Source organism: Mesorhizobium sp. J8, assembly GCF_016591715.1.
Lineage (GTDB): Bacteria > Pseudomonadota > Alphaproteobacteria > Rhizobiales > Rhizobiaceae > Mesorhizobium.
This window is the reverse complement of sequence record NZ_AP024109.1, coordinates 396039-413207: the sequence shown is the minus strand read 5'-3', so window position 1 is coordinate 413207 and position 17169 is coordinate 396039. Positions and strand designations below refer to the sequence as shown.

Below are 17169 nucleotides of genomic sequence, written 5' to 3'. Positions count from 1 at the left end.
GGGACGAAACAAAATGGTCGGGGAGCCACGGATGAAGCTCTCCGTGATCATGCCGGTCCACAATCGCGAGACCTATGTCCGCGCAGCGCTTCGTTCGCTGCTGAGGCAGCGCGCCGCGGCCGATCTCGACATCATCGTGATCGATGACGGCTCAACCGACGGTTCGGCTCAAGCCGTGCGCGCGATGATGGCCGAAGCACCGTGCATCCGGCTGTTCCAGCAGGAGAACATGGGCGTGACCCGGGCACGCAACAGCGGGCTCAGACGGCTCGAGCCGGAGACCGAACTGGTATCCTTTCTCGATTCCGACGACATCTCGCCAGCCGGGCGCTTCGCGGCGGATCTCGACTTTTTCAGGCGCGATCCCTCGCTCGATCTCACCTATTCCAGGATGATGCTGGTCGACAGGATCGACGATGAAACGCTGGAACCAACCCCGGACAGCAACAGCATCACCGTTCGCGGCATCCATCTGTCGGCCGCGATCTTCTCGCGCCGTCTGGTCGACCGGCTCGGCGGTTTCGACGAGGACTTCGTCCAGGCGGAGGATACGGACTTCCTGCTGCGCGGTTTCGAACTTGGCCCCCGCTACGTGCTCCCGGACACGTTGGCGCTTTACTACCGGCGGCACGCCGGCAACATGACAAGGCAGGAAGACGTGCAGTCGCGCGAATTCATGCGCGCGATCTACAAATCGATGAAGCGCCGCAGGGCCAATCCGTCGCTCAGGCCGATCGAGGGCATATTCGAACTGAAGAAACTCGCGGACTGGCGGTTCATGTGATGAACGGATACGGCGTCGTCATCCCTGCTTACAACGCCAGCGCAACGATCGCGGAGACGCTGCGGTCGGTCGCCGCGCAGACGATGCGGCCCGAGCTGGTCGTGGTGGTCGATGACGGTTCGACCGACGATCTCGCCGCCGCGGTTCACGGCATCGACCTGCCGCTCAGGCTTCTGCGTCAGGACAATGCCGGTCCGGGCAGCGCGACCACGCGCGGCATCGCCGCACTGCCGACGCCCTACATCGCTACGCTCGACGCCGACGACCTCTGGCTGCCCGGAAAGATCGCAGCGCAGCTTGCCCATCTGGACCGGCTTCCCGGGACATCCGGGGTCTTCACCCATATACGCAGTTTCCGCGACGGCGAGCCCGATGCGATGGCTCCGACCGCAACGCCCGGCTGGTCGCGCTCGACAATGCTGATACGCCGCGAGGCCGCGGAGAGTATCGGCCCGATGGTCGACCCGCCGGGCGGCCGCGGCGAGATGATCGACTGGATCGCCCGGGCCCGCGAAGCCGGCTTTGTCCTCGACATGATGCCTGACACTCTGGCGCTGCGGCGCATCAGGCCGGGCAGCCTGTCCTACGGGCGCGACGCGACGCGCGACCGCGGCTACCTGGAAGTGGCGCGGCTGGCCATGCTGCGGCGGGCGCAAAAGAAGGCCGGCTCCAGCTAATGGCCAAGGTCCGTCGCATCGGCAGGCGTTTTCCCGACTATGGCTGGTCCTGGCCGACCGGGTCGCTCGACCAATTGCTCAAGGCAGCGCTCCTGCCTAACGACGAAGCTGCGCGCTTGTGCGCCATGGGCTGGCTGGACCAGAACGACATCGATCACGTCTCCTTCCGCGAACACCGGCTGCTTGCGGCGATTTCCGACAGGTTCGGACGCAAGCTTGCCGGCCACGCCGCCTATCCGCGCCTCGTCGGCCTGCAGAAGATGCTGTGGACCAAGTCGCGCATGGCCATGCGCGAGGCCGAGCCGGCCTTGAAGGCGATGGTCGATGCCGGCTGCACGGTGATGCTGATCAAAGGCGCCAGCCGCATCGCTCTCGACGCCGCCGCGCAGCGCGGGCGGGTGGCGCATGACATCGACATACTGGTGCGGCCGGGCGATATGCAGCCGGCCTTCGATGTGCTGCGCGACCGAGGATGGCAGATCGCCACCGGCGTTTCCCCGCAATATCTGCGCACAAGGTTGGCGTCGCTGCGCTCGATGAATTTCTTCAAGGGCACTTATGGCGACATCGACCTGCATCAGCTTGCCTATGACGGCTCGCAGCAGAATGCCGAGGACGACCTGGCGATCTGGCAACGAGCGATCGCCGCCCAGTTCAGCGGTGTCGGCGTGGTCGTGCCCTCGCCGGCCGACCGCATCGCGCTCGCGATCGCGCATGGCGGCCTCGACGCACACACGCATAGCGACTGGCTGGTCGACTGCACCGTCGCCATCGAAGGCGGCGATGTCGACTGGACCATATTCCTCGATATCGTCGCCAGGCGAGGCCTCGCCGTCGCCGCGGCGGTCGCGCTTTCCTACCTCGCGCTGGAGATCGGCATCGCGGTGCCGGAAACCGTCCTGACGCAGGTGGTGAAGATGGCCGACCGGCGCGGCCCGGCGCGGCTGTCGTCCGTCCTGCAGGCCAAACCGCGCACCGATTTCGGTGCGCTGACCTGGCTGTCGCGCGGCTTTGCCAAGCAGTTGCGCCTGCAGCGCAAGAAGGGCCGGCTGAAGCAGACAGAGCCGGACATCGTGTGGCGCGGCAAGTCCATGGCGGCTAAGGCGGCCGGTGGGCCCGCCACCTTCGTGCTGTCGCAGCCCTTGAGCGAACCACAAGGCGATAGCGGCGAGATGATGCTCGACCTCGTCGTGCGCATCGTCGTTCCGCCGGTGAGGCGACGCATCGAGATGGAGATCAATGCGGGCGACCGGCACGTGGCGCGGCTGCGCTCGATGACGATCAGCCGCTCGGGCGGCGAGCGGATGCTGCGCTTTCGCGGCAAGGTGAAGCTCGACCAGACGGGAAGGACCCTGGTGCTGGAGGCGCGGCCGTCACGACAGTTTCGCGTCTGGGATAACGCACAGGCCGTCGCCACCTATGGGGCGCTGCCTTTCCAGCTCGTTTCGGCAAAATTCTCTCCGACTGGGTAGAGCATTTCACCGTTTCACGGAAACGGTGAAATGCTCTATCTCCTTGTTTTTACGCAATTCCGGGCGGAAAACCGCTCACACTTTTCTTGGAATTGCTCTAGATCGTGATGGTGTTTCGTTGAATCGCCCTCACGATCTAACTCTTTGTTGGAGCATGATCTTTCTCCGAAAACCGGTTCCCACTTTTCAGGATCATGCTCTAACGGGCCGTATCAAACCCCATAGCGCTCGGTGCGGATAATCCCCGCCGGAACGCCGGCGCCGATCAGGGCATCGGCGGCGGCGGAAACGAAGGCGTTCGAGCCGCAGACATAGGCGAGCCTCGGTGCCTTCGGCAGGCGCTCGATGGCCTGCGCCATCATGCGGGCGTCGACGCGGCGGGAATAGTCGGACGGCCGCCTTGCCGGCTCGCGGGTCAGCGTCAGCACCAGATCGAACCCGTCGCGACGATCGTCGAGACCGATCAGTTCGTCGCGAAAGATCACCTCGTCCCACAGCCGCGCCGAGAACACCAGCGCGACGGGCACCGCTTTGTTGCGCAGCGTGCGATGGCGCACCATCGCCATCAGCGGCACGACGCCCGAGCCGCCACCGACCAGTAGGATCGGCCCGCCGTCGCTCTCCTCCCAGATGAAATGGCCGCCCAGCGGACCGCGCAGCTCGATCTCGTCGCCAACCGCCGCCACGTCGTGGAAGAAGGGCGAGACCTCGCCGTCGTCGAGCCGCTCGATCGCCAGCTCGACGCCGCCGCCTGCTTCCGGCGCCGAAGCGATGGAATAGGAGCGGCGCGCCTGATAGCCGTCCGGCGCCGTCAGCCTGACGTCGACATGCTGTCCTGCCAGATGGGCGAAAGGCCGCGACGGCCGGAACCAGAAGCTGGTGACGCGCGGCGTGCGCTTTTCGATGCGGGTGATCGTGGCCGCCTGCCAAGGCGATTGCGGCGACGGCTCAGCGCTCATCGATCGCTGCTCACGGGTCACTGGAATAGCGCTGCTCGCGCCAGGGGTCGCCATACATGTGATAGCCGCGCAGTTCCCAGAAGCCCGGTTCGTCGCGCTCTGTGAACTGCAGCCCGTTCACCCATTTGGCCGATTTCCAGAAGTAGAGATGCGGCACCAATAGGCGCGCCGGCCCGCCATGATCCGGCGTGATCGGCTTGCCCTCATAAAGCAGCGCCACCATCGCCTTGCCGGCGACGAGGTCCTTCGTCGGAACGTTGGTGGAATAGCCGTCAAAGGACAGCGCCAGCGTGTAGGCGGTCGGCGGCTCGATGCCGGCATCGGCGAGGATGTCGTCGATCATCACGCCTTGCCAGGGGGTGTTGAACTTGGTCCAGGCGGTCACGCAATGGATGTCGCGCGTCATCTTGCTTTGCGGCAGGGCGTTGAATTCAGCCCAGTTCCATTTCTTGAGCGGATTTGGCCCCTGCTTGAGGGTGAAGGACCAGTCCTCGGTGCGCACGCGCGGCGTCGGCCCCGCCGAGAGAACCGGGAAACCCTGCTCCAGGTATTGGCCGGGCGGGATACGCGCGTCGGTGTCGGAAGGAGGACGCCGTCCGGAGAAGAAGCCGCGGGTCACCATCGAGACGCTCCTGTGCAACAGACCGCAGTGTTCTCGAAGACGTCCCGGTGGGCAACAGAAATTTCATGGGGACCTGCCGGCATGCCGGCAGGTCCCGGCCTATTCTCAGCCGGCGGCGAACGGGACCGCGACGAAGATCTGCGCGTCGCCGCGATCGATCAGCAGGAGCACCGACTTCTTGCCGGACTTGCCGGCCTCGGCGATCGCCTGGTTGGCCTGCCTGGCTGTCTTCACCGGCGTCTGGTCGACGCCGACGATGACATCGCCGGGCTGGATGCCGGCCGCCGAAGCCGCCTTGTCGGGATTGACCCGCTCGACCACCGCGCCGCGCTGGTTCTCGGAAAGGTTGAGCTGGTCGCGGATGTCGGGCGTGAGATCAGTCAGGCCGAGGCCGAGCGAGGGAACGCGCAAACCCTGGTCGGACGACGGGCTGCGGCCTTCATTGCCGTTCGACGCCGTCTTCTGATCTTCGGCGTTGCGGCCGACATCGGCGGAGATTTGCATCGCCTTGCCCTTGCGCCAGATATTGACGGTTTCCTTGGCGCCCGGCGACACGTCGGCTACAGCGCGCGACAGGTCCTTCGGATCCTTGATCTCCTGGCCGCCGAAGCCGGTGATGACGTCGCCGGTCTCGATGCCGGCCTTGGCCGCCGGCGATCCGTCGGTGACCTGGGAAACCAGCGCGCCGCCCGGATGGTCGAGGCCGATGGCGCTGGCGACATCCGGCGTGACCGGCTGGATCTGCACGCCAAGATAGCCATATTCGATGTCGCCGCCCTTCATCAGCTTGGCCACAACCTTCTGTGCCTGGTCCGACGGGATGGCGAAGCCGACGCCGACGCTGCCGCCATTGGGCGAATAGATGGCGGTGTTGATGCCGACGACATTGCCGTTGACGTCGACCAGCGGGCCGCCGGAATTGCCGTGGTTGATCGGCGCATCGATCTGGATGAAATCGTCGAACGGCCCGCTGTGCAGGTCGCGGCCGCGCGCCGAGACGATGCCGGCAGTGACGGTGGTGCCGATGCCGAACGGATTGCCGATCGCCAGCACCTGGTCGCCGGTCATCAGCTTGTTGGAATCGCCCCATTTGACGGTCGGCAGCTGCTTGTCAGCCTTGACCTTGAGCACCGCGAGATCGTTCTTGGCGTCGTGTCCGACGAGCTTGGCGGGAAGCTCGGTGCCATCGTCGAGCGTCACCTTGATCGAGCTGGCGCCGTCGATGACGTGATTGTTGGTGACGATGGTGCCGTCCGCGCCGACGATGAAGCCGGAGCCGAGCGCCTCGGCGCGCGGCCCCTGTTGCTGCTGCGGCGGCGTGCGCGGCATCGGCATGCCCTGGTCACCGAAGAACTGCTGGAAGAACTGGTCGAAAGGCGCATTGCCGCCAAAGGGTGAGCCCTCGTCCTGGGGCTGCGCCTTCATGATCGAGGTGATGGTGACGACGGCCGGCTTGGTGACAGCGATGACCGGGGCGAAAGAGCCGTTCGGGGCCGTGATGCCGGCGACGGGCGTCTGCGTCGTCGCGGCCACGGTGCTGAGGCCGGTATTGTTCTGGGCAAAGGAACCGATAACGGGAGAAATGATCAGCGCAGCGCCCAACAGGGCCGCGACGCGATGTCTGCGAAGAATGTTCATGGGTGACATGGTCGTTTCTGTCCGGGCGAGAGGTTGATCCGGCGCCCCGGATGGCCCTCGAAGCACGCATCCGTTGGCGTGTCGGCGACCGGGATTGCCTGCCTCGCCTTGCATGGCAGCCGGCCGGATCGACAATCAAGATTTAGGGTGCGGAATTGCCTGAATCAGGGCCTTTGGATGACCTTACGAAGATTTAATTCAGAGAGCGCTCACGAACCGCTCTCTCCGGCGCAGATACGCGGAGGCGATCTCATGCATGCGCTGGCCGGTAAAACTTGGGCCGTGGCCGCCATGGCCGATGCGGATCGGCAGGTCGAGCAGGCGCTGCATGGTATGGCAGTAAGCCGTGCGGTCCGAGTCCGGGAGGTCGTCGATCAGCATGCCGTCATAAATGGCGTCGCCGGCGAAGAAGAGGCCGTCGGCCTCATCGAACAGGCCGATCGAGTCCGGCGAGTGTCCAGGCAGATGCAGCACGCGGAATTTCCGGTCGCCGAGATCCACGACATCGCCCTCATCGAGCGCGCGGGTCAGCGGCGCGGATGGAATCCGGTAATCGGCCGCCTTCCAGTCCGGCGACGGCAGCTTGGAGACGGCGCCGTCGAGGTTGTGGAACATGTAGGCGTAGGTGACGGCATCATCCATGTCCGCGAATTGCGGTGCGCTCATTTCCGGCCCCATGCGCAGCGGGAACTCATGCAGCGAGCCGACATGGTCGAGATGGATGTGGGTCGCAACGACGATCAGCGGCTTGCCGGCCGGGGTGTCGATCTCAGGCGCCAACGGGCGGATGCCCATGCCGGTATCGACCAGCAGATCCGCATCACGGCCCTTCAGATGCCACATATTGGCGCGCACGAAATCATGCACGAAGGGTTCGGTCAGCATCGTCGTGGCGGCATCGACTTTCGCCTTGCCAAACCAGTCGCCGACCGCAAGCCCGGGCATCGGTCCGCCGGCCATCAGACGAACGGCTTCCCGACCTTGTACTTTTCCGGCACCAGCCGCTTCAGATAGGCCATGCCGGCTTCCGAAAGCTGGTTGGCGTCCGGCTTCAAGAAATCGTCCGGCATGTGCCGCGTCTTGCCGGCCACTGCCTTCAGCGGCACTTTCTTCAGCACCGTCTTCGACCCATCATATTGCAGCGCGACCGAGCCGCCGCCTTCGCTGGCCACAGCAACCGCGAAGGCGCCGGCATCGAAGGCTTCCTTGGCGTCGACGGCGCTGATCGCGCCGACATAGCCGCGCGGCATGTAGCCAAGCGCGTCGACCCGCGCGCGCTTGCCCGGCAGGCCTTCGGCCAGAGCCCGTTCGAGCGCCGCCGGCAGGTCGCTGCCCGACAATTTAACGTTGCCGTGCTGGTCGCGCTCGAGCTTGTCCGGCGGCACGAGGCTTTCGACCAGCGCCTTGCCGTCAGCGGTGCTGACGCCTTCCGAGACGGCGACGATGCAGCGCTTGTGGCGGTCGAGCTTTTCGCGCACCTCGTCGATGAAGCGCTTGGCCGAGAAGGCGCGCTCCGGCACGTAAATCAAATGCGGGCCGCTGTCGGGATCGAGTTGCCAGGCGGCCGCGGCGGCGGTCAGGAAGCCGGCATGACGGCCCATGACGATGCCGACATAGATGCCGGGCAGCGCCCGGAAATCGAGATCGACCGAGAGGAAGGCGCCGGCGACGAATTCGGCCGCCGAGATGAAGCCCGGCGTGTGGTCGTTCTCCTCGAGGTCGTTGTCGATGGTCTTGGGCGCATGCACGAAGGCGATCGAGCCGCCGGCGGCATCGGTCAGGATCTGCTGCGTGCCCGAGGTGTCGTTGCCGCCGATATAAATGAAGGCGTCGGCGCCGGCCTTCTTCAGGCCGTTGAGGATGACCTCGCAATAGGCGGCGTCGGGCTTGTCGCGGGTCGAGCCGAGGGCGGCGCTCGGCGTGCCGGCGATCAGCCGCAGCCGGTCCTCGGGGATGGCGGAGAGATCGACATAATTGCCGTCGCGGATGCCGCGCACGCCGTGGATAGAGCCCAGCACCTTGGCGCCTGGATGGCGCTTGCGGATTTCCAGCGTGGCGCCGACGACCGTCTGGTTGATGACGGCGGTGGGGCCGCCACCCTGCGCGATGACGAAGGTTCCAGCCATGCTTCTCTCCCGAGGCGAAGGTTTTCACGGCACCTTCGCCTGTCTTGCGGCATCGCGCAACGGAAGAGTGGGCCCGGTCAGACCACGACGACCGGGTTCTTCTTGGAAACGCGGCTGTAGAGGTCGATGATGTCCTGGTTGATCAGGCGCACGCAGCCCGAGGACATGGCCTGGCCGATGCTCCACCATTCGGGCGAACCGTGGATGCGATAGCCGGTGTCCTTGCCGTTCTGGTAGATGTAGAGCGCCCGGGCACCCAGCGGGTTGGTGAGGCCGCCGGGCTGGCCGCCCTGCCACTTCACGAGTTCCGGCTTGCGCTGGATCATCTCCGGCGGCGGCGTCCAGACGGGCCATTCGCGGCCGTACTGGATGTTGGCGCGGCCCGACCAGCGGAAACCGTCCTTGCCGATGCCGACGCCGTAGCGGATGGCGTCACCGCCCGGCTGGACGAGATAGAGCATGCGCTCCTCGAGATGCACGACGATGGTGCCGGGCGCCTCGCCGGTCTTGTCGACGACGATCTGGCGGCGAAACTGCGGCTTGACCTTCTGCCATGGCACCGCCGGCACATTGAAGCCGCCATCGGTCAACGAGGCGTACATGACGTCCGGACCGGTGACGTTCTTGTCGACGCTGATCGCCGGGCGCATCGGCGGCACGGAACCGGTGACGGTGTTGTCGAGCTGCATTTGCGGCAGGTCGAGCGTGTCGGTTGTGCTGCAGCCGGCAAGGCCAAGCAGCGCCATGGCGCCGGCGCCCGAAAGCACGGCGCGGCGGGAAAGGAGAATTTCGGCATCGATTGCGGCGCCATTGGAAGGCGGCGTCAGACTTTGCGGCAACTCGCGCATACACCAAATCCTAGGCTGCCGGCGGGAAGCACGGTCCGGCCGGATCGCAGGCATTTTCACCAGTCATGGTTGAAAAAGGGTGAAGGAGACGGATGCGGGCTTAACCCTAACGGACCGTTGCGGAGACCGATGAGCCCGCCGACCCGGTCGGTGAAGATTTTTCCAACGGCCTCTTTACATTCCCGACGACCCCAGGATTTATCCTTTTTTTTGCGCTCAAGGAGCAGGGAAATGTCCTTCGAAAACTGGGCTGCCTTCGCCGCCGCCTCTTCGATCCTTCTCGTCATTCCGGGCCCGACGATCCTGTTGGTCGTCTCCTACGCGCTGGGCCAGGGCTGGCGCACCGCGCTGCCGATGGCGGCGGGCGTTGCGCTGGGCGACTTCACCGCCATGACGCTGTCGATGCTCGGCATCGGCGCGCTGCTCGCGGCTTCAGCCGCGGTGTTCACCGTTCTCAAGGTGATCGGCGCCGGCTACCTCATCTATCTCGGCATAAAGCTGTTCCGCGCCGGTGGCGCGCTGAAGGCGGAACCGCGCACCGACGCGGTCTCGGCGGCAAGGATGATGGCGCATGCCTGGCTGGTAACGGCGCTCAACCCGAAGAGCATCACCTTCTTCGTGGCGTTCCTGCCGCAGTTCCTCGACCGTCACGCCGACTTCTGGACGCAGATGCTGATCTTCGAGACGACCTTCCTGACCTTGGCTTTCCTCAACGCCTTCGGCTACGCGCTGATCGCATCCAGGGCCCGCGCGATCGTGCGCAACCCGAAGGCGATCCGCATCTTCAACCGCACCGGCGGCACGCTGCTGGTCGGCGCCGGCATAGCCACGGTGGCGGTGCGGTCCAGCAGCTAGCCTGGCTAAACGAGGCAAGCGCAAGATCACGCCTCCGCAGTTGGCGGGCCGGCGCGGGATGCTCTAGGATCGGATCCCGACCGAAAAACCGTCGATAGCGAGGACGTGATGATGAAGGACGCCTCCGGCCTCACCTATTCCGGTGCGACTGAAGCCGCGTTTTCGTCCTACGCCCGCGCCGTGCATGAACTGCAATGCTTCATCGGCGATCCGGTCGCTGCAGTCGACCGTGCCATTGCCGATGACCCAGCCTTTGTCATGGCGCATGTCTTGAAGGGCTATCTGTTCGGCCTGGCCACTGAGCGGGACGCGATGGCGGTCGCTCGCTCAAGTCATCAGGCGGCGCTGCCGCTTGCCGCCACGACGCGCGAACAGGCGCATGTCGCCGCGCTCGGGCATCTTGCCGACGGGCGCTGGCATGACGCAGCGCGAATCCTGGAGGATATCGCAATCGACAATCCGCGCGATGCGCTGGCGCTCCAGGTCGGGCACCAGATCGATTTCTTCACCGGCAACGCGCGCATGCTGCGCGACCGCATCGGCCGGGCGCTGCCGGCCTGGCAGAAAGGCATGCCGGGCTATCACGCCATTCTCGGCATGCAGGCCTTCGGGCTGGAGGAAATGGGCGACTATGCGCGCGCCGAAACCATGGGCCGGCAAGCCATCGAGATCGAACCGCGCGACGGCTGGGCGCAACACGCGGTGGCCCATGTCATGGAAATGCAAAGCCGGCAAAAAGACGGCATCGCCTGGATGCGGGCCAATCCCGACGCGTGGTCGAAGGACAGCTTCCTCAAGATCCACAATTGGTGGCATCTGGCGCTGTTCCACTATGATCTCGGCGAGATTAACGAGGTGCTCAGGCTCTATGACGGGCCGATCTATGGCGACCGCTCGACATTGGCGCTCAACATGGTCGATGCCTCGGCGATCCTGTGGCGCCTCACTCTCGGCGGCGTCGATGTCGGCGACCGCTGGGCGACGCTCGCCGCCAACTGGATCCCGAAAGCCGCGGCCCGCAACTATGCCTTCAACGACGCGCATGCGATGATGGCTTTTGTCGGCGCCGGGCTGGAGGCGCCGGCGAAGGTGCTGATCGAGGCCCAGCGCGAGGCGATGCGCGGCAGCGACGACAATGCCGCCTTCACGCGCGATGTCGGCCATCCGCTGACGCTCGCGATCAAGGCCTTCGGCGCCGGCAATTACGACGAGGCCGTGCGGCTGATCCGCCCGATCCGCTCGATCGCGCACCGTTTCGGCGGCAGCCACGCGCAGCGCGACGTGATCGACCTGACGCTGATCGAGGCCGCGTTGCGCGCCGGCGACAAGCCACTCGCGCGGGCGCTGACCGCCGAGCGGCAGCTCGCCCGGCCCGACAGCCCGCTGTCGGCGCTGTTCTCGCGACGCGCATCCGATTTGCCGGACAATTGACCCGAAGCGGATCTTGTCTTAAAAACTGGCCGAGCCAGATTTTTTCGAGACCCGAAAAAATTAATGGCAATGGGAGGAAATCATGTATCTCGGCCTCGACCTGGGCACTTCGGGCGTCAAGGCGCTGCTGATCGACGACGACCAGAAGGTCATTGGTTCCGGCCATGGCACGCTCGACGTCTCGCGGCCGCACCCCGGTTGGTCGGAGCAGGATCCCGCGCATTGGATCGAGGCCTGCGAGGCAGCGATTGCCGAACTCAAGGCCTCGCACCCGAAGGAGCTTGCCGCGGTCAAGGGCATCGGCCTTTCCGGCCAGATGCACGGCGCCACGCTGCTCGATCAATCGGACAAGGTGCTGCGCCCCTGCATCCTGTGGAACGACACCCGCAGCCATGTCGAAGCGGCCGCGCTCGATGCCGATCCGCGCTTCCGCAAGCTCACCGGCAATATCGTCTTCCCGGGCTTCACCGCGCCGAAGCTTGCCTGGGTGAAGGAACACGAAGCCCGGATCTTTGCCGCTGTCGCCAAGGTGCTGCTGCCCAAGGACTATCTGCGGCTCTGGCTGACCGGCGAGCATATTTCGGAAATGTCGGATTCGGCCGGCACATCGTGGCTGGATGTCGGCAAGCGCCGCTGGGCGCCCGAATTGCTGGCGGCGACGTCGCTCGACGAGAACCACATGCCGTCGCTGGTCGAGGGCACTGCCAAGGCCGGTGGGCTGCGCGGCGAACTTGCTTCCAAGTGGGGCGTCGCGGCGGGTATTCCTGTTGCCGGCGGCGCCGGCGACAACGCGGCCTCGGCTTGCGGCATGGGCACGGTCGGCGCCGGGCATGCCTTCGTGTCGCTCGGCACGTCGGGCGTGCTGTTCGCAGCGAACGCCTCCTATCTGCCCAATCCGGAAAGCGCGGTGCACACCTTCTGCCACGCGCTGCCCGACACCTGGCACCAGATGGGCGTGATCCTGTCGGCCACCGATTCGCTCAACTGGCTGTCCGAAATCACCGGAAAAAGCGCCGGCGACCTGACCGGCGAGCTCGGCGACACGCTGAAGGCGCCGACGGGCGTTTCTTTCCTGCCCTATCTGTCGGGGGAGCGGACGCCACATAATGATTCCGCCATTCGCGGCTCCTTCACCGGGCTTGCGCACCAATCGAGCCGCGCGGTGCTGACGCAGGCGGTGCTGGAAGGCGTCGCCTTCGCCTTCCGCGACAGTCTCGAAGCGCTGAAGACCGCCGGCACGACGCTGAGCCGGGTGACCGCGATCGGCGGCGGCTCGCGCTCGCGCTACTGGCTGAAGGCGATCGCCACCGCGCTGCAGCTGCCGGTCGATATTCCCGCCGACGGCGATTTCGGCGCGGCGTTTGGCGCGGCAAGACTTGGGTTGATCGCCGCGACCGGGGCCGATCCGCTCGCGGTGTGCACGGCGCCGGCGACGGATGCGACGATCGAGCCGGAAGCCCGGCTTGGCGGGGCTTTTGCTGATGCCTATCAGCGCTATCGGGCGCTGTATCCGGCGATCAGGGCTGTAACCGCGTGAGTGGGCGCGAGGCATCTCGTAGTCGTACAAGCGGGCGCGAGGCACCCCCCTCTGTCCTGCCTCGCACCCCACCTCGCCAGCTAATCTCACTGCGCCGGCACCTTGTCGAGGAAGCCGGTGACGCTCTTCAGGCGGCCGTCCTCGATGACGCCGATATCCGTGCCCTCGATGACGGACTCCGTGCCTTCCGGCCCCAGATTCCACGAGAAGCGGATCTTGTCGGCGAAACCGTCCGGCTCGCCCTTCAGCGAGAAGCGGAAGCCGGCGAAGCGCTGCTGGACGCCGTCGATCAGAGTCGCGAGGCCTGCGTGGCCGTCGCCCTGCATGACCGGGTCGCGATAGCTGACATCCTTGGTGAAGGCTGCTTCGAGCAGCGCCTTGCGGCGGGCCGCATCGCTCTCGTTCCAGGCGGCGATGTAGTTGCGGGCGATCGTGTTGAGGTCGGTCATTGTGATGCTCCTTCGTTGGATCGTTTCGACATGACCCTTTTGGCCCCGTGAAAGAGCGAAACCAATTACGCCCGAGGTAATCGGGCAAAGCACTTGGAGAGGAAGGAAACCATGAGCAGCGGATTTTTCGGCGACATCAAGAAGATCAAATATGAGGGGCCGGATTCGACCAATCCGCTGGCCTATCGCTTCTACAACCCGGACGAGGTGGTCGCGGGCAAGCGGCTGGAGGACCATCTGCGCTTCGCCGTCGCCTACTGGCATTCCTTCGCATGGCCGGGCGGCGACCCGTTCGGCGGCCAGACCTTCGACCGGCCCTGGTTCGCCAAGCCGGGCGGCATCGACACGATGGAACTGGCCAAGCTGAAGGCCGATGTCGCCTTCGAGATGTTCTCGCTTCTCGGAGCGCCCTATTTCTGCTTCCACGACGCCGACGTACGCCCGGAAGGCAAGGATTTCTCCGAAAGTGCCGCGCGCCTCGACGAGATCACCGACTATTTCGCCGAGAAGATGAAGAAGACCGGCGTCAAGCTGCTCTGGGGCACGGCGAACCTGTTCTCGCACCGCCGCTTCATGGCGGGCGCGGCCACCAATCCGGATCCGGATGTGTTTGCCTATGCGGCGGCAACGGTGAAGAAATGCATCGACGTCACCAAGAAACTGAAGGGCGAGAACTATGTGCTGTGGGGCGGGCGCGAAGGCTATGAGACGCTGCTCAACACCGACCTCGCCCGCGAGCAGGAACAGGCCGGCCGCTTCCTCAATCTCGTCGTCGATTACAAGCACAAAATCGGCTTTGAGGGCACGATCCTGATCGAGCCGAAGCCGCAGGAGCCGACCAAGCACCAGTACGATTACGACGTCGCCACGGTGTACGGCTTCCTCAAGCGCTTCGGGCTTGAGAAGGAGGTAAAGCTCAACATCGAGCAGGGCCACGCAATCCTTGCCGGCCATTCCTTCGAGCATGAGCTTGCCTTGGCCAACGCGCTCGGCATCTTCGGCTCGATCGACATGAACCGCAACGACTACCAGTCGGGTTGGGACACCGACCAGTTCCCCAACAATGTGCCGGAGATGGCCCTGGCCTATTACCAGGTGCTGCAGGGCGGCGGCTTCAAGACCGGCGGCACCAATTTCGATGCCAAGCTCCGGCGCCAGTCGCTTGACCCGGATGACCTCCTGATCGGCCATATCGGCGGCATGGATGCCTGCGCGCGCGGCCTGAAGGCGGCGGCGAAAATGATCGAGGACAAGGCGCTGTCCGGCCCGCTCGCCGAGCGCTATGCCGGCTGGAACACCGCCGAAGGCAAGGCGATGCTTTCGGGCAAGCGCACGCTGGAGGAGATCGCCGAACGCGTGGTGAAGGAGAAGATCGAGCCACAGCCGCGCTCCGGCCGGCAGGAGCTGCTGGAGAATATCGTCAACAGGTATGTCTAAAGAGCGGCAGGCTGCCTCGCGCCCGAGCGATCGGGACGCGAGGCAGGCTTGAAATTGCGTTCCCGCGGGCTGAATCACGCGACAAAACTTTGCCCCGCGCTGCCCCTCAATGACCTCGTTCTTGCCTTCAAACAGCCGTCACGGAACTCGTATAAACGTGGCTCCTGTGGCGGGAAGGAAAGAAGGAGGCGAAACGTATGCAGCACGAACGCGAAATCGACGCCCTGCTCTCTTCCAGCGAGGCTGGTTCGATCATCGATCGGCTGATGGCGCTGCCGCATTCGAAAGACGGCGCCCGCAAGCCCAATGAATGGGATCGCGCGGTCGCGGCGCGGCTCGAAACGGCGCTGGCCAGGAGCATGCGCTCGCGCATCGTCGGCGAAGGTCGCGACGCGGCCTGATTCCACCTTGGCCCGTTCTTCCGCGGCCCGGTTCTTCCTTTGTTTGACGAACGGAGACTGTTTCTCCATCCTGCACCGATGATACGCGCGGTGCTGCTCGATCTTCTGGGTGTCGTCTACAATGGCGACGTCCAGATAGCGGGCGCGGCAGCGGCCATCGAGCGTCTGCGCGGCGCCGGGCTGCCGCTCCGTTTCGTCAGCAACACGACGCGCTCCCCGCGCAACGCGATCATCGCTCAACTTGCCGGGCTGGGCGTCGGGGTAGAGGACGAGGAATTGCTGACGCCGGCGCGCGCAGCCGTCGAATGGCTACGCAAGCACGGCCGCCGGCCGCATCTGCTCGTCCATCCCGACCTCGAGGCCGAGTTTTCCGGAGTGGGAAGCGGGAGCGGCAAAGCCGTCGTCGTCGGCGATGCCGGCGATTCGTTCAACCACGCCAGCCTCAACCGCGCTTTCCGCGCGCTGGTTGCCGGCGCCGATTTCGTGGCGCTTGCAGTCAACCGTACGTTCAAGGATGCCGACGGGCTGCTCAGCCTCGACACCGGCGCCTTCGTCGCGGCGCTCGAATTCGCCAGCGGCCGCAGCCCTGTCGTGCTCGGCAAGCCGTCGCCCGACTTCTTCCTGTCGGCGCTTGCCGGGTTGCGTTGCCCGCCGACCGATGCGGTCATGGTCGGCGACGACGCGGAGAGCGATGTCGCCGGCGCATTGCGCGCCGGACTCGGCGCGGCGCTGCTCGTGCGGACCGGCAAGTACCGTCCTGGCGACGAAACGCGCTTCGATCCGGCGCCCACTGCCGTCGTCGACGATCTGGCGGCAGCGGCCGACTGGATCCTTACAGCGCGTCGCGCTGAAGCGGATTCAGGCGACGCGCTTTAGGCCTTGTTTGATGCATGTCGTTGTCCCAAAACCGCTTCGCACTTTTGGGCGACATGCATTAGCCGCGCCGCAGCCTGACCGGCGCCTCGCCGAACGCCCTGGAGAACGCTCTGGAAAAGGCCGCTGCGGACGAAAAGCCTGTGCGACCGGCAATATCGGCCATGGCGATGCGCGTGTCGACCACAAGGCGACGGGCGGCGCTGAGGCGCAGCCTCAGATAATAGGCGCCTGGCGTCTCGCCGATCGACTTGCGGAAGATGCTTTCCAGCGTGCGCGCCGTCACGCCGGCGCGCTTGGCCACGGCGTCGATGGTGAGCGGCTGGTCGACATGCGCTTCCATCAGGCGGATCGCCTGGGCAAGGCGCGGGTCGTAGCCATCGAGCCGGCCGAGCGAGACCAGCGGCTGCGCGTCGGTCGCGGCGCGGGCCTGGTCGTAGATGAAGACGCTCGCCACGTCGAGCGCCGCGGCCATGCCGAGCCTGGTGCGGACCAAATGCAGCATCAGGTCGAAGGTCGGGGAGGCGCCGCCGGAGGTGAAGACCGGCCCGTCGATGACATAGCGGTCCGGCCGCACGTCGACACCCGGGAAGGCGGCGGAGAAATCCTCCATGTCTTCCCAATGGGTGGTGGCGCTGCGGCCTTCGAGCAGCCCGGCGCGCGCCACCAGCCAGGTGCCGGCCTCGACGCCGCCGCAGGCGCGGGCCGCTCGGGCGGCGCGGCGCAGACCCGCAAGCAAAGCCGACGTGGCGTAGTTCTGCGTGCCGAAGCCGGCGACGACCACCAGCATGTCGGTCGCCTCGGCGGCGTCGAAGCGGCCGCTGACCGCCACCGGCAGGCCGCATGTCGTGACCGGCGCCTCGCCGGTGACCGAGACCAGCTTGAAATCGAACAGCGTCTCGCCCGAGATGCGGTTGGCGGCGCGCAGCGGGTCGACCGCCGAGGCCACGCACATGATCGACGAGCCCGAGAACACAAGGAACGTCACCTTGAGCGTCTCGCGCTCGGACCGAAAGATGGTCGGCTTTTCGCTTTTGATCATGAGAGCTTCGTAAAACGC

General features: G+C 65.5%; 17 protein-coding genes. 9 read left to right on the top strand and 8 right to left on the bottom strand.

Going from position 1 to position 17169, the window contains the following annotated elements; all coding sequences use genetic code 11:
* Positions 1-31: 31 nt before the first annotated feature.
* The 3 genes from MJ8_RS02035 to MJ8_RS02025 are packed head-to-tail and all read left to right on the top strand — an operon-like array spanning position 32 to position 2933.
* Positions 32-784 (top strand): glycosyltransferase family 2 protein, encoded by a 753-nt coding sequence (locus MJ8_RS02035; RefSeq protein ID WP_201412851.1) that lies wholly within the window; start codon positions 32-34, stop codon positions 782-784.
* Positions 784-1461: a glycosyltransferase family 2 protein gene (locus tag MJ8_RS02030; protein ID WP_201412850.1), complete on the top strand. Its 678-nt coding sequence runs from the start codon at positions 784-786 to the stop codon at positions 1459-1461. Before MJ8_RS02035 ends, MJ8_RS02030 begins: the two co-directional genes overlap by 1 nt.
* Complete coding sequence (locus MJ8_RS02025; RefSeq protein ID WP_201412849.1) at positions 1461-2933, top strand: nucleotidyltransferase family protein; 1473 nt, start codon at positions 1461-1463, stop codon at positions 2931-2933. Before MJ8_RS02030 ends, MJ8_RS02025 begins: the two co-directional genes overlap by 1 nt.
* A 212-nt stretch (positions 2934-3145) precedes the next feature.
* Here the strand turns inward: MJ8_RS02025 and MJ8_RS02020 are convergent, their stop codons facing one another.
* The 6 genes from MJ8_RS02020 to MJ8_RS01995 form a co-directional block, all read right to left on the bottom strand.
* Positions 3146-3892 (bottom strand): ferredoxin reductase, encoded by a 747-nt coding sequence (locus MJ8_RS02020; protein ID WP_201412848.1) that lies wholly within the window; start codon positions 3890-3892, stop codon positions 3146-3148.
* Between the two features lie 10 nt (positions 3893-3902).
* A complete protein-coding gene (locus MJ8_RS02015) occupies positions 3903-4514 on the bottom strand; it encodes a sulfite oxidase-like oxidoreductase (protein ID WP_201412847.1) in 612 nt (203 codons plus the stop codon).
* A 105-nt stretch (positions 4515-4619) separates the two neighbouring features.
* Positions 4620-6161, bottom strand: a complete 1542-nt coding sequence (locus tag MJ8_RS02010; RefSeq protein ID WP_201412846.1) for a DegQ family serine endoprotease — start codon at positions 6159-6161, stop codon at positions 4620-4622.
* A 189-nt stretch (positions 6162-6350) separates the two neighbouring features.
* Positions 6351-7112 (bottom strand): MBL fold metallo-hydrolase, encoded by a 762-nt coding sequence (locus tag MJ8_RS02005; RefSeq protein WP_225248106.1) that lies wholly within the window; start codon positions 7110-7112, stop codon positions 6351-6353.
* On the bottom strand, positions 7112-8278 hold the full coding sequence (locus MJ8_RS02000; protein ID WP_201412845.1) for a diphosphate--fructose-6-phosphate 1-phosphotransferase: 1167 nt from the start codon (positions 8276-8278) through the stop codon (positions 7112-7114). Before MJ8_RS02000 ends, MJ8_RS02005 begins: the two co-directional genes overlap by 1 nt.
* Before the next feature lie 77 nt (positions 8279-8355).
* On the bottom strand, positions 8356-9024 hold the full coding sequence (locus MJ8_RS01995; protein ID WP_225248346.1) for a L,D-transpeptidase: 669 nt from the start codon (positions 9022-9024) through the stop codon (positions 8356-8358).
* Positions 9025-9357: 333 nt separating this feature from the next.
* Between MJ8_RS01995 and MJ8_RS01990 the strand changes: the two genes are divergently transcribed.
* The 3 genes from MJ8_RS01990 to xylB all read left to right on the top strand — a co-directional run bounded on the left by MJ8_RS01990 (position 9358) and on the right by xylB (position 12949).
* Complete coding sequence (locus tag MJ8_RS01990) at positions 9358-9981, top strand: LysE family translocator (protein WP_201412843.1); 624 nt, start codon at positions 9358-9360, stop codon at positions 9979-9981.
* Between the two features lie 111 nt (positions 9982-10092).
* The gene (locus MJ8_RS01985; protein WP_412177140.1) at positions 10093-11412 is read left to right on the top strand and encodes a tetratricopeptide repeat protein; all 1320 of its coding nucleotides are present in this window, start codon (positions 10093-10095) and stop codon (positions 11410-11412) included.
* Between the two features lie 82 nt (positions 11413-11494).
* On the top strand, positions 11495-12949 hold the full coding sequence (xylB, locus tag MJ8_RS01980; protein ID WP_201412841.1) for a xylulokinase: 1455 nt from the start codon (positions 11495-11497) through the stop codon (positions 12947-12949).
* A gap of 86 nt (positions 12950-13035) precedes the next feature.
* On the opposite strand, the gene MJ8_RS01975 is transcribed toward xylB, so the two are convergent.
* Positions 13036-13398, bottom strand: a complete 363-nt coding sequence (locus MJ8_RS01975) for a nuclear transport factor 2 family protein (RefSeq protein WP_201412840.1) — start codon at positions 13396-13398, stop codon at positions 13036-13038.
* A 111-nt stretch (positions 13399-13509) separates the two neighbouring features.
* Between MJ8_RS01975 and xylA the strand changes: the two genes are divergently transcribed.
* The 3 genes from xylA to MJ8_RS01960 all read left to right on the top strand — a co-directional run bounded on the left by xylA (position 13510) and on the right by MJ8_RS01960 (position 16112).
* Entirely contained in the window at positions 13510-14835 is a 1326-nt protein-coding gene (xylA, locus tag MJ8_RS01970) for a xylose isomerase (protein ID WP_201412839.1), read from the top strand.
* Between the two features lie 197 nt (positions 14836-15032).
* Complete coding sequence (locus tag MJ8_RS01965; protein ID WP_201412838.1) at positions 15033-15236, top strand: hypothetical protein; 204 nt, start codon at positions 15033-15035, stop codon at positions 15234-15236.
* A 90-nt stretch (positions 15237-15326) separates the two neighbouring features.
* The gene (locus MJ8_RS01960; RefSeq protein WP_318528200.1) at positions 15327-16112 is read left to right on the top strand and encodes a TIGR01458 family HAD-type hydrolase; all 786 of its coding nucleotides are present in this window, start codon (positions 15327-15329) and stop codon (positions 16110-16112) included.
* Positions 16113-16170: 58 nt separating this feature from the next.
* On the opposite strand, the gene MJ8_RS01955 is transcribed toward MJ8_RS01960, so the two are convergent.
* Entirely contained in the window at positions 16171-17151 is a 981-nt protein-coding gene (locus tag MJ8_RS01955) for a GlxA family transcriptional regulator (RefSeq protein ID WP_201412837.1), read from the bottom strand.
* Positions 17152-17169 lie beyond the last annotated feature (18 nt).

What these genes read in the sequence shown, in the direction of transcription:
- MJ8_RS02035 (WP_201412851.1), top strand. Translation starts at nt 32, where the DNA reads ATGAAGCTCTCCGTGATCATGCCGGTCCACAATCGCGAGACCTATGTC.
- MJ8_RS02030 (WP_201412850.1), top strand. Translation starts at nt 784, where the DNA reads ATGAACGGATACGGCGTCGTCATCCCTGCTTACAACGCCAGCGCAACG.
- MJ8_RS02025 (WP_201412849.1), top strand. Translation starts at nt 1,461, where the DNA reads ATGGCCAAGGTCCGTCGCATCGGCAGGCGTTTTCCCGACTATGGCTGG.
- MJ8_RS02020 (WP_201412848.1), bottom strand. Translation starts at nt 3,892, where the DNA reads ATGAGCGCTGAGCCGTCGCCGCAATCGCCTTGGCAGGCGGCCACGATC.
- MJ8_RS02015 (WP_201412847.1), bottom strand. Translation starts at nt 4,514, where the DNA reads ATGGTGACCCGCGGCTTCTTCTCCGGACGGCGTCCTCCTTCCGACACC.
- MJ8_RS02010 (WP_201412846.1), bottom strand. Translation starts at nt 6,161, where the DNA reads ATGTCACCCATGAACATTCTTCGCAGACATCGCGTCGCGGCCCTGTTG.
- MJ8_RS02005 (WP_225248106.1), bottom strand. Translation starts at nt 7,112, where the DNA reads ATGGCCGGCGGACCGATGCCCGGGCTTGCGGTCGGCGACTGGTTTGGC.
- MJ8_RS02000 (WP_201412845.1), bottom strand. Translation starts at nt 8,278, where the DNA reads ATGGCTGGAACCTTCGTCATCGCGCAGGGTGGCGGCCCCACCGCCGTC.
- MJ8_RS01995 (WP_225248346.1), bottom strand. Translation starts at nt 9,024, where the DNA reads ATGGCGCTGCTTGGCCTTGCCGGCTGCAGCACAACCGACACGCTCGAC.
- MJ8_RS01990 (WP_201412843.1), top strand. Translation starts at nt 9,358, where the DNA reads ATGTCCTTCGAAAACTGGGCTGCCTTCGCCGCCGCCTCTTCGATCCTT.
- MJ8_RS01985 (WP_412177140.1), top strand. Translation starts at nt 10,093, where the DNA reads ATGAAGGACGCCTCCGGCCTCACCTATTCCGGTGCGACTGAAGCCGCG.
- xylB (WP_201412841.1), top strand. Translation starts at nt 11,495, where the DNA reads ATGTATCTCGGCCTCGACCTGGGCACTTCGGGCGTCAAGGCGCTGCTG.
- MJ8_RS01975 (WP_201412840.1), bottom strand. Translation starts at nt 13,398, where the DNA reads ATGACCGACCTCAACACGATCGCCCGCAACTACATCGCCGCCTGGAAC.
- xylA (WP_201412839.1), top strand. Translation starts at nt 13,510, where the DNA reads ATGAGCAGCGGATTTTTCGGCGACATCAAGAAGATCAAATATGAGGGG.
- MJ8_RS01965 (WP_201412838.1), top strand. Translation starts at nt 15,033, where the DNA reads ATGCAGCACGAACGCGAAATCGACGCCCTGCTCTCTTCCAGCGAGGCT.
- MJ8_RS01955 (WP_201412837.1), bottom strand. Translation starts at nt 17,151, where the DNA reads ATGATCAAAAGCGAAAAGCCGACCATCTTTCGGTCCGAGCGCGAGACG.